The 11,069-nt window shown below is 68.7% G+C and carries 9 protein-coding genes; 1 reads left to right on the top strand and 8 read right to left on the bottom strand.

Annotated elements, in window-relative coordinates; translation table 11 throughout:
- Window positions 1-114 precede the first annotated feature (114 nt).
- The 4 genes from VRZ77_RS01580 to VRZ77_RS01565 form a co-directional block, all read right to left on the bottom strand.
- Window positions 115-2,322, bottom strand: coding sequence for a molybdopterin cofactor-binding domain-containing protein (locus VRZ77_RS01580; protein ID WP_414590960.1), 2,208 nt, complete (start codon window positions 2,320-2,322; stop codon window positions 115-117).
- Between the two features lie 5 nt (window positions 2,323-2,327).
- Window positions 2,328-2,786: a (2Fe-2S)-binding protein gene (locus tag VRZ77_RS01575; protein WP_414590959.1), complete on the bottom strand. Its 459-nt coding sequence runs from the start codon at window positions 2,784-2,786 to the stop codon at window positions 2,328-2,330.
- Between the two features lie 288 nt (window positions 2,787-3,074).
- Entirely contained in the window at window positions 3,075-4,115 is a 1,041-nt protein-coding gene (locus tag VRZ77_RS01570) for a 4-hydroxythreonine-4-phosphate dehydrogenase PdxA (RefSeq protein WP_414590958.1), read from the bottom strand.
- Entirely contained in the window at window positions 4,112-5,533 is a 1,422-nt protein-coding gene (locus tag VRZ77_RS01565; protein ID WP_414590957.1) for an NAD(P)H-dependent oxidoreductase, read from the bottom strand. Before VRZ77_RS01565 ends, VRZ77_RS01570 begins: the two co-directional genes overlap by 4 nt.
- A 186-nt stretch (window positions 5,534-5,719) precedes the next feature.
- Here VRZ77_RS01565 and VRZ77_RS01560 point away from each other — a divergent pair, with 186 nt between their 5' ends.
- Window positions 5,720-6,433 (top strand): GntR family transcriptional regulator, encoded by a 714-nt coding sequence (locus VRZ77_RS01560; protein WP_414590956.1) that lies wholly within the window; start codon window positions 5,720-5,722, stop codon window positions 6,431-6,433.
- A gap of 29 nt (window positions 6,434-6,462) precedes the next feature.
- Here the strand turns inward: VRZ77_RS01560 and VRZ77_RS01555 are convergent, their stop codons facing one another.
- The 4 genes from VRZ77_RS01555 to VRZ77_RS01540 all read right to left on the bottom strand — a co-directional run bounded on the left by VRZ77_RS01555 (window position 6,463) and on the right by VRZ77_RS01540 (window position 11,063).
- Window positions 6,463-7,245: an enoyl-CoA hydratase gene (locus tag VRZ77_RS01555; RefSeq protein WP_414591100.1), complete on the bottom strand. Its 783-nt coding sequence runs from the start codon at window positions 7,243-7,245 to the stop codon at window positions 6,463-6,465.
- A complete protein-coding gene (locus VRZ77_RS01550; RefSeq protein ID WP_414590955.1) occupies window positions 7,245-8,432 on the bottom strand; it encodes a CaiB/BaiF CoA transferase family protein in 1,188 nt (395 codons plus the stop codon). The genes VRZ77_RS01555 and VRZ77_RS01550 overlap by 1 nt, the downstream gene beginning before the upstream one ends.
- Before the next feature lie 227 nt (window positions 8,433-8,659).
- Window positions 8,660-9,445: a GntR family transcriptional regulator gene (locus VRZ77_RS01545; protein WP_414590954.1), complete on the bottom strand. Its 786-nt coding sequence runs from the start codon at window positions 9,443-9,445 to the stop codon at window positions 8,660-8,662.
- 103 nt (window positions 9,446-9,548) lie between these two features.
- On the bottom strand, window positions 9,549-11,063 hold the full coding sequence (locus VRZ77_RS01540; RefSeq protein ID WP_414590953.1) for an NAD-dependent succinate-semialdehyde dehydrogenase: 1,515 nt from the start codon (window positions 11,061-11,063) through the stop codon (window positions 9,549-9,551).
- Between the last annotated feature and the right edge of the window lie 6 nt (window positions 11,064-11,069).

Genomic DNA, 11,069 nt, shown 5'->3' with positions numbered 1-11,069 from the left:
CGTGGCGCGATGTCCCCGCCCGACCTGTGGAAGCCGCGCTGAGGAAACAGGTTTTCGTCGCAGCACAAAAAAGGCCGGCTCGCGCCGGCCTTTTCCGTCGGTAAGCGGTAGGACTTACGCCTTGAAGTCCTCAAGCTTGAACGGCAGCGAGCGCAGCCGCTGGCCGGTGGCATCGAAGATGGCGTTGGACAGCGCCGGCGCGACGCCCGGCACGCCCGGCTCGCCAATGCCCGTGGGCGCGTTGGCGGAAGGCAGGATATGGACCTCCACCTTCGGCATCTCGGACATGCGCAGCGGGATGTAGCCGTCGAAATTCGACTGCTCCACCACGCCCTTGTCGAGGGTGATCTCGTCATGCAGCGCCGCGCCGAGCCCGAAACCGACGCCGCCCTCGATCTGCGCGGCGATGACGTCCGGGTTGATGGCGATGCCGCAGTCCACGGCGCAGATCACCTTGTCGACCTTGATCTGGCCGTTCACCACCGAGATGTCGATCACACTACCGACCACGGTGTGGAAGCTCTCGTGCAGCGCGAGGCCGCGCCCCTTGCCCGGCCCGGCCTTCGGGCCCCAGTTTGCCTTTTCCGCCAGCAGCTTGAGCACGCCGGCATGGCGCGGCTTGTCCTTGAGCAGCTCCATGCGGAACTCCACCGGATCGCGGCCGGCGGCATGCGCCAGTTCGTCGATCATCACCTCCACCACATGCGCGGTGTGGGTGTGGCCGACCGAGCGCCACCACAGCGTCGGCACCTTCGAGGGGACCGTGTGCAGGTCCACCGCGAAATTGCCAATGTCGTAATTGGTGTCGGAAGCGCCCTCGACCGAGGTGCCGTCGACGCCATCCTTGACGATGAACGCCTCGAACGGGGTGCCGACGATGAAGGACTGGCCGACGATCTGCTGCTCCCAGCCGGCGATCTTGCCGTCGGCGGTCATCCCGGCGCGGACCTTGTGGTAGAACATCGGGCGATAGTACCCGCCCTTGATGTCGTCCTCGCGGGTCCACACCAGATGCACGGGTGCGCGGCCGTCGATCGCCTTCAGGATCGTCGCCGCCTCGGCCACATAATCGGCCGGCGGGTTGGCGCGGCGCCCGAAGGAGCCGCCCGCCCACTGGGTCTCGATCTTCACCTGCTCGGGCTTGATCCCCATGATGCCGGCGGTCACCGCCTGCTCGATGGTCTGGAACTGCGAGCCGGTCCAGATCGTCACGCCGTCGCCGGTCTTCTCAATCACGCAGTTCAACGGCTCCATCGGCGCGTGGGCGAGGTAGGGGAAGGCGAACTCCGCCTCGATCACCTTGGCCGCGCCCGCGAGCCCCTTGGCCGCATCGCCGCGCCGCGCCGCGGTCTTGCCGGGCGTGGTGGCGAGCTTCTTGTAGGCGTCCAGCAACTCGGGCGTGGAGCGCATCTCGGCATTGGCCTCGTCCCAGACGATATCGGCCAGCGCCTCGCGGCCCTGGATCGCCGCCCAGGTGTTGTTGGCCAGCACCGCGATGCCGTTCGGCACCGCCACCACGTCGACCACGCCCGGCACCTTTTTCGCCGCCGTGGCGTCGAAGCTCTTGAGCGTGGCGCCGAAGCGGTCCGGACGGCGCAGCACCGCGGTGAGCATGCCGGGGCGACGGATGTCGAGCGCGTAGATCGCCTTGCCGTCGGTCTTGTCGGCCGAATCGAGGCGCGGCAGGCGCGTGCCGATCAGCTTGAAGTCCTTCGGCTCCTTGAGCTTCACCTCGGTGGGCACCGGCAGCTTGGCGGCGGCCTCGGCAAACTCGCCGAAGCTGCCGGAATGGCTGCCGCTCGTCAGCCGGCCCTTGTCGATGGTGATGCTGGAGGCCGGCACGCCCCACTTCTGCGCGGCGGCGGCGACCAGCATTTGCCGGGCGGCGGCGCCGGCCTTGCGCAACTGCTCCCAGCTATTGGCGACCGAGGTCGAGCCGCCCGTGCCCTGGATCGGGCCGAAGGCGAGATTGTTGTAGAGCTGCGCATCCGCCGGCGCGAAGGCGGCGCGCACCTGGCCCCAGTCGGCATCGAGCTCTTCGGCGACGATTGTGGCGAGACCCGTGGTGACGCCCTGCCCCATGTCGAGATGCTTGATCAGCACGGTGACGGTGCTGTCGGGAGCGATCCGCACGAAGGCGTTGGGCATGGGGCCGTCTGTCATCGCGGCGGCGAACGCCTTGCCCGGTTCCAGATGGAGGCCGATCACCAGCGCCCCGCCCACGGCGGCGACGCCCTTCAGGAAGCCGCGGCGCGAGGGCACGGCCGGCTCGCCGAAGCTCGCCAACATCGTGCGGTATTGGTCCGGTTTGATGAGGTGCATGGCGATCACGCGAGGTTGGCGGCGGCGTCGTGGATCGCCGCCCGGATGCGTTGATAGGTGGCGCAGCGGCAGACATTGCCGTCCATGGCGGCGTCGATGTCGTCATCGGTCGGCTTGCGATTGTCGCTGAGCAGGCCGACGGCGGACATGATCTGCCCGGACTGGCAGTAGCCGCACTGCACCACGTCGAGCTTGCGCCAGGCCGCAACGACGGCCTGCCCGACCTCGCCGCTGCCGGCGATGCCCTCGATGGTGGTGACGCTCTTGCCCTCGACATCGGACAGGGCGGTCTGGCACGAACGAACGGGTGCTCCGTCGACATGGACCGTGCAGGCGCCGCACAGCGCGGCGCCGCAGCCGAACTTGGTGCCGGTAAGACCGACCACGTCGCGCAGCGCCCAGAGCAGAGGCATGTCGCCGTCCGCCTCGATGCTGTGCTCGGCTCCGTTGAGTATGAATTTCATGGATGAGCCCTCTTCATCACGGGATGAGGGGCGCAACGGGAAAAACCGTCTCCCGCTTCCCGGCGGCGAGACGGCAGTCGAATGCGCTCCGCGACGGAGGCTAGGCTATCCTGATGGCCATCATCTAATCACCAGTCCGTGACCGGCGCGGGACGGCGGCGACGCGCCCCGCGCGAGCCGTACCTTCAGGAAAAAGTCGGCAGGCGGGCCACGGTGGCGCAGCGCCATGAGCCGCAGGCGAGAGAGGAGCGGCGCGACCGTGCCCTCTCTCGCCGTCTCTTCACGCCGTCACGCCGCGAGCGCCGCGCCCCGGCGCGCCCGCGCCATCCGGCAGGCGACGTCGAAAGCGGCCTGAATCGCGCCCCAGCCGGCCTCGCCCTTGCCGTGAATGTCGAAGGCGGTGCCATGGGCCGGGGTCGCGATCGGGATGGGCATGCCGCCATGGACCGTGACGCCGCGCGAGAAGCCCATGAGCTTCATCGCGATCTGCCCCTGGTCGTGATACATGGTGACGATTGCGTCGAGTTCGTCCCGCTTGAGGAAAATCGTGTCGGACGGGAACAGGCCGACCACCGGCAGCCCCTGCCGGCGCGCGGCCTCGATGGCCGGGCCGATCACGTCGATCTCCTCGCGGCCGAAACTGCCATTATCGCCGGCATGCGGGTTCAGCCCGCACAGCGCGATGCGCGGCGAGGCCACGCCGACGCGGGTCAGCGTCGAATGAATGAGCTGGATCGCGCCGACGATGCGCTCCTCGGTCAGCAGTCCGGCCACATCCTTCAGCGGCACATGGCTGGTCACGCGGCTGGTCCACAGCCCGTCGAGCGCGTTCAGCTCGCCATAGGGGCCGTTGGGCTGCAGCATCTCGGCGAACCAGTGCGTCTCGTCCGGGTGCCCCATCCCGCCCAGATGCAGCGAATGCTTGTTCAGCGGCGCGAAGCATACCGCGTCGGTGACGCCGGCCACGGTGAATTCGATGGCGCGGCGCAGCGTGTCCATCGCGTAGCGCCCGCCATTGGCGGTCGACACCGCGCGCTCAAACGGCAATTCCGCCCAGCCGCGATAGTCGACCAGCACCGGCACGCCGGGCGTGAAGACCGGCGCCTGCGGGTCGTCCGCGAGCTTGTAGTCGAAACGCTCGCCGCAGATCCGCATGCCTTCTTCCAGCTCGCCGCGATCGGCGACGATGAGGATGTCGGCGGCATGACGGTTCGCCTCATGGGCGAGCAGTCGGGCGACGATTTCCGAGCCGATGCCGGCAGGATCGCCGGCGGCGATGGCGATGCGGGGGATCATGGAGGTTTCCTCGTTATGGGTCAGCACAGTCATGCGTCTTCCGTCACCGTGGCGGGCACGGCGGCGCGGCCGAAAAACGCTGCGTCCTGGGAGCGGCGCAGCGCGAGCAGTTCGGAATCCGGCGTCAGGTCGAGATCGGCCATGACGATGAGGGCGCCCTGCGCGACCGGCCGCACCAGCCGGCGATTGGCCGCGAGATAGAACGGCGCCGGCGCCTCCGGCTCCAGCGGCGCGGCGGGCACCAATTCGCCCACCGTTCCCTCGATGGTGTGATGATGTCCGCCCATGGCGAGCACGCCGCCAGCCGGGAGGTCTTGCGTCGCGCGGGCGACGAGATCGAGATGCGGCCGGGGCTCCAGCCCTCCGCTGGACGCGCCGAGCAGCGCCGCCTCCAGAATGGAGGTCGCGGCCTCAAGGCCGAGCAGGTGGCGCGGCAGATAAAGCATGGCGGTGGCGCCCGAACGGCTCACCACATGGCCCTTTTCCGCCAGCATGTCCCAGCTCTCGCGGTCGGTGCAGCGCACGATCACGAACACCCCGCCCGCGAAGCTCGGCTCGCCGGGAAGCCGCAGGCAGTGGAACACGTCGAGCCGGCCGGTCCCCGCCAGCAACCCGCCCTCCGCGGCGCCGGCGAGCAGGGTCGGCACCTCGGTGATGCGGGCGATCGGGGCGTGCAGGTCCGGCCGGTCGGGGACGAACCCGGTGGCGTTGCCGACCACCAGCAACTCGCACAGATCCGGCACCGCCCGCTGCGGCAGGCTTGAAGCGATGGCGGCACGCGCCGCCACGGTCTCCGCGACCGGCCGCTCGCCGAGGGCGAGCCAGTCCGCCATGGCGGGCGCGGCGATGGCGCGGCCATTGCTGGAGAGCGTCCCGGTCGCCGGGTCGAACACGAAGTCATATTCGCTCGACTTGCCGGCGGCGACGATGTCGAAGCCGAGCGTTTCCGCCCAGGTGATCAGCCCGATCAGCAGGCTCGGCTGGTCGCCGTCCACGGGCGTCGCCACCCGGCCCTTAGCCGCGGCGAGCCGGGCGAGGCCGGGGCCGACCACGCTGTCGAGTTCCTTGGAAACCACGGCGAGATGCCGTCCGGCCTCCAGCGCCAGGCGGGCATGGCGTGCGCCGGCTTCCGGATGCCCGGTCGCCTCGACCACGACGTCGAGCGGCAGGTTGAGCACGAGGGCGAGGTCGTCCACCGCCACGAAGTCGCCGGCGGCAAAGGCGGTCTCTGCCTGCGCCGCCGTCGTGCAGACATGGATGCGGTGCGGCTCGATGCCGACCGCCGCGAGCGCCTGCGCCGCGATCCCGGCCTCGCGGTCGATGGCGACGCGGCAGCGCATGCGCGGCACCCGCAGACCCTGCGCCAGAAAGCTGCGGCCGAACCCGCCGGTGCCGATGACGCAGGTTTCGACTGGCCCGCGGTCGGCAGCGAAATAGCGGTGGAAGTTCATCGGAAACCTCAAGGTTTGCGGCCGGGCGCGTTTCGCGTCGCAGCGGATTGCCGGCAATCGGGCGGCACTGACCACAACATCGGCCCGCACCGCGCGGCGACAAAGTGCATTTTCCTATATTGAATGCAATAACAATGATCGTCAATCGAAATGGACATTTGATCCGGCTCATGGGAAGTTGTTTGCATGCAATCCCTCTCCGACCCCACCCTCCTCGATCTGCCGCCCGACACGGCGCGAACGCTGCGCGGACGCAGCGCGACCCATGTCGTCGAGCGCATCCGCGACATGATCCTGGCCGGCGAGCTGCCGCCGGGCGGGCGCATCTCCGAGCGCATGCTGACCGAGGGGCTGGGCGTCACGCGCACCCCGCTGCGCGAGGCGTTCAAGATTCTGGAGACCGAGGGGCTGGTGCAGATCGTGCCCAATCGCGGCGCGCTGGTGACGCGGCTCTCGCCGGACGAGGTCGACCTCGCCATGGAACTGCTCGCCGGCCTCGAAAGCGTGGCGGCGGAGCTTGCCTGCGCGCGCGGCACGGTGGAGGAGTTCGCGCGCGTCGAGGCGCTGCACGGGCAGATGGTGGCCTGCCAGCGGGCGGGCGACCTGATGGGCTATTTCCGCATCAACCAGGACATCCACCAGACCATCGTCGACTGCGCGCATAATCCGGCGCTGTCGCGGGTCTACCGGGTGGAAAGCGCGCGCGTCCGGCTGTACCGCTTCGCCGGCAACCGGGTGAGCGAGCGCTGGGCGCGCGCGGTGATGGAACACGAGCAGATCGTCGAGGCGCTCAAGCAGCGGCAGGGCCCGCTGCTGCGCGAATTGCTGCGGGCCCACCATCTCAATGGCTGGCGCGTCACCCGCCGCGTTCTCGACAATGAGGTGCAGCCGGACCGCTGAACGGCCCGGCAGCGCCTATCCGTTCCGCGCTATTTGCCGGACCAGGCCGGCACCGCCTTGGTGCGGGCGAGGAACGCCTCGACGCCGCGGCGGAAATCCTCGCTGCCATACACCTCGGAAACGATCGCCTCGATGTCCGGCAGTTCGTCAAGGGAGAGCTTGCGGATCGTGGCCTTGGTGGCGCGCGTGGTCAACGGCGCGTTCTCAGCCGCGCGGCGGCACAGCGCCTCGATCTCGGCCTCCATCGCCTCGGCGTCGAGGATCTTCAGCAGAAAGCCCTTATCGAGCATCTCCTCGGCCGAGATGATCTCGCCGAGCAGCACCATGCGCTTGGCCAGCGGCACGCCAATGGCGCCACCGATCCGCGCCATGCTGAGCGCCGAGAGGCAATTGCCGAGCGTGCGGCCGATGGGCGAGCCGAAGCGCGCGCCCGGCGTGGCGAGGCGAAAATCGCAGGCTGAGGCGATGTTGAGCCCGCCCCCGACCGCCCAGCCGTCGACCACCGCGATGGTTGTGACCGGTATGGCGTCGACCGCGCCCATGCACTCGTCGATGTTGCGCTCATAGGCTACGCCGTCGGCGCCGCTGGCGAATTTGGTGAACCCGGAAATGTCGGTGCCGGAGACGAACGCCTTGCCGCCCACGCCGCGGAACACCGCGACGCGGATCGAGGGATCGTCCGCGATCGCCCGCGCGGCGTCGCGCAGGTCGAGCCACATCTGGCTGGTCAGGGCGTTGTGCGCCGAGGGGTTATTGAAACGGACGAAGGCGACGTCGCCCGTCTTCTCGAAATCGATGCCGGGAGTGCTCATCACGCGACGCTCTTGGCTTTCGGCTGCGCCAGCAGCCCCTTCTCGACCAGTTCCCGGCGAATATCGTCGCCATGCTCATCGAGCAGCGGCGGCGGGAGGCGGATTTCCTGCGGGGTGGCGCTGAGCTTTACCGGGAAGCCGAGCGCGCGGAACTCGCCCTCGACGGGGTGCGGCACCATCTGCACCATCTCGCGCGCTTCGGCCTGCTCGCTGGCGACCGCCTCGCCATAATCGAGGATCGGCGCCGTCGGCACGCCGGCTGCCATCAGCGCGTCGATCCATTCCTGGCGGGTGCGGGTGAGGAAGGTCGGCGCCAGTTCCTCCATCAGCGCGATGCGGTTCTGCACGCGCGCGGCATTGGTGGAGAAGCGCGCATCCTGCTGCAGCTCCTCGCGGCCGAGCACCTTGAGGAAGGTAAGCCACAGGCCCTGATTGGCGGCGCCGATCACGAACCAGCCATCTGAGGCCTCCACCGCCTGATAGGGCGCGGACATGCGATTGGCCGAGCCGATGGGCGCGGGCGACTTGCCGGTGCCCCACAGTTCGGTCGTCTCCCAGATCGAGAGCGCCAGCGCCGCCTCGAACAGCGAGGCGTCAATGTGCTGGCCCTCGCCGGAGGCCTGGCGGCCGATCACCGCGCTCAGAATGGCGTAGGCGCTGAACAGGCCGGCGCCGAGATCGGCCACCGCAATGGAGTTCTTGGCCGGCTCCATGCCGGGGAATCCGTTGGAGCTGAGCACGCCGGAGACCGCCTGCGCGATCAGGTCAAAGCCCGGCCGCTGCGACCACGGCCCGGTCTGGCCGAAGCCGGAAATGCTGGCATAGACGAGGCGCGGGTTGATCGCCTTCAGCGTGGCGTAGTCCATGCCGAGGCGCGAGGCGACGCCGGGACGGGCGTTCTCGACCAGCACGTCGGCGGTCTTCACCAGCGCGTAGAGCACCTCGCGGTCTTCCGGCGACTTGAGGTCGAGCGTGATGCTGCGCTTGTTGCGGTTCAGCGCCAGGAAGCCGGGGCTGTCCGTGCCTTTGAGCCGGAAGCCCATGGAATGGCGGGTGGAATCGCCCGTGCCCGGCGGCTCGATCTTGATGACGTCAGCGCCCATGTCGGCCAGGAGCATGCAGCAGAACGGCCCCGCCATCACCTGCGAGATGTCGAGCACCCGGATGCCCTCTAGAGGCAGAGCCATCACCAATTCCTCCCATTATGTCATTGCCCGGCAACGCGGCGGAACGCGCATCGCGCCGGGATAAGAGACCTGTTCCATCCCGGCGCACCGCATCGGCGCGGGGATGCACGACTATACGCTCCGGCCCTCATCGGGAGGGCGATGCATCATATATCCTATATGATTTTAATTACGACGCGGACCCCTTGTCAAACCTTGATCGCGTTCGCCGCGTGCTTCGGACGGCTTCAGCGCTTGCGCGCGCGGCGCGAGCGCGGGCGCCCGCCGCCTTCCGGCGACAGGCCGGCACCGGCCAGGCGCTCCTGCTCGTCCAGCGCCAGCGTCATGCGCCCGCGCGAGGCCAGCAGATGGTCGCGCATCGCCTGTTCCGCGCCCGCCGTGTCGCGCGCGAGAAGCGCACTGACGATCGCCTCATGTTCCTGCACCGCCTTGGCGGTGGCGTTGGTCTGGAACAGGAAGCGGAAGATGTGCAGGTGGACGTGCAGCCCCTCCACCGTCTCGGCGATGAAGCGATTGCCGCTCGCCGCTGTCACCAGCTGGTGCAGCCGCGCATCGCCCTCCGCGAACTGGGCATAGGCCAGCTCGTTTCCGGTCTGCTGGCGCGACATCTCCTCGGCGAGCGTTTCCAGCGCGCGCAGCGCCTCGTCATTGGCCTTTTCCGCCGCGAAGGCCGCCGCCGCCGGCTCGATCAGCAGGCGCAGCTCGAACAGGTCGTGCACCTCCTGCCGGGTCAGCAGCTCCGCCGCCCGGAAGCCGACATTGGGGATTTTGTAGGCGAGCTTCTGCGCCTCCAGCAGCGTCAGCGCCTCGCGGATCGGGGTCTGCGAGATTTCGAGCTGCCGCGCCAGCGCTTCGATGCTGATATGCGCGCCAGGCGCGATCTGCATCGTCACCAGCATGGAGAGCAGCTGCTCGTAGGCAAGCTCCACCAGCGACTGCGGATAGGCGGGACGCCGATCGTCAGGCGACGCCAGCCGTGAGAAGGGCAGAGGTTCCTGGATGCTGGCGACCATGTGAATCAAACCTAACCCAACGATGATATAAGATATAGGTTCTCATCGTTCCAACCAAGCGGCGGAGCGGGCGCGCGCGTGACGCCGCCCGCCCGCGCCCTCGTCACCAGTTGACCGCGATGTACTTGGCCTCGGTGAACTCCAGCAACCCGTGATGGGCGCCCTCGCGGCCGAGGCCGCTCTGCTTGACGCCGCCGAACGGCGCGGCGGGATCGGAGACCAGACCGCGATTGAGCGCGACCATGCCGTATTCCAGCCGCTCGGCGAGCTGGAGGCCGAGCTTCATGTTCTCGGTGTAGACATAGGCGGCGAGGCCATATTCGGTGTCGTTGGCCATGCGCACGGCGTCTTCGATGTCCTTGAACGGCACCACCGCCGCCACCGGCCCGAAAATCTCGTCGCGCAGCAGGTCGGCGTTCAGCGGTACCTCGTCGAGCACCGACGGCGGGTAGAAGAAGCCCTCGCCGGCCGGCGTCTTGCCGCCGAGCCGCACGCGGGCGCCCTTGCCCACCGCGTCGTTCACCAGCGTCTCGATCTTCTCGATCGATGCGCCGTTGATCATCGCGCCGCACTGGGTGGTGGTGTCGGTGCCTGCGCCCAGCTTCAGCGCGCTCATCTTCTCGACCAGCTTGTCGACGAAGGCGGGATAAATGCCTTCCTGTACATAAAAGCGGTTAGCCGCCGTGCACGCTTCGCCGGCATTGCGCATCTTGGCGATCATCGCGCCGTCGATGGCGGCGTCGAGATCGGCGTCGTCGAGCACCAGGAACGGCGCGTTGCCGCCCAACTCCATCGAGGAGTTGATGACATTGTAAGACGCCTCGCGCAGCAGGATGCGGCCGACCTCGGTCGAGCCGGTGAAGGACAGCTTGCGCACGCGGCGGTCGCGCAGGATAGCGCGGCACACCGAGGCCGGGTCGGAGGTGTTGATGATGTTCACCGTGCCGGCCGGCACCCCGGCGCGGCGCAGGATCTCGCCCACCGCCAGCGCGGTCAGCGGGGTCTCTTCCGCGGGCTTGAGGATGCAGGTGCAGCCGGCGGCCAGCGCGGGGGCGATCTTGCGGGTCGCCATCGCCGCCGGGAAGTTCCACGGCGTGATCAGCAGCGCGATGCCGATCGGCTGGTACTGCACCATGATGCGGTTGCCGCCGGCCGGGGCGATGCCGATGTCGCCATTGATGCGCACCGCCTCTTCCGCGTACCAGCGGAAGAACTCGGCGGCGTACATGACTTCGGAGCGCGCATCCGGCAGCGCCTTGCCGTTTTCCAGCGAGATCAGCTGCGCCAGCCAGTCGGCGTGCTCGACCATGGCGTGGAAGCAACGCTGCAGGATGACGGCGCGGGCGCGCGGCGGGGTCGCGGCCCAGGAGGCGGCGGCGGCCTGCGCGGCGTCGACCGCGGCCATGCCGTCAGCCACCGTCGCGTCGGCGACCGAGGTGAGCACCGTGCCGGTGGCGGGGTTAAGAACGTCGATGCGCTCCGCCCCGCTGCCGGCGACCCAGGCGTCGCCGATCAGCAGGTCGGTCGGGATCGGGAAGGAATCCTTCGCCCCGTAGCCGGGAACGACATAGGTCGCGCCGGTATCGGCGGGCATCTGGTGCGCGGTGGTGGTCGACATGATCTG

Source organism: Ancylobacter sp. G4_0304 (assembly GCF_047501495.1).
GTDB lineage: Bacteria > Pseudomonadota > Alphaproteobacteria > Rhizobiales > Xanthobacteraceae > Ancylobacter.
This window is presented reverse-complemented; position numbering and strand designations above follow the sequence as displayed.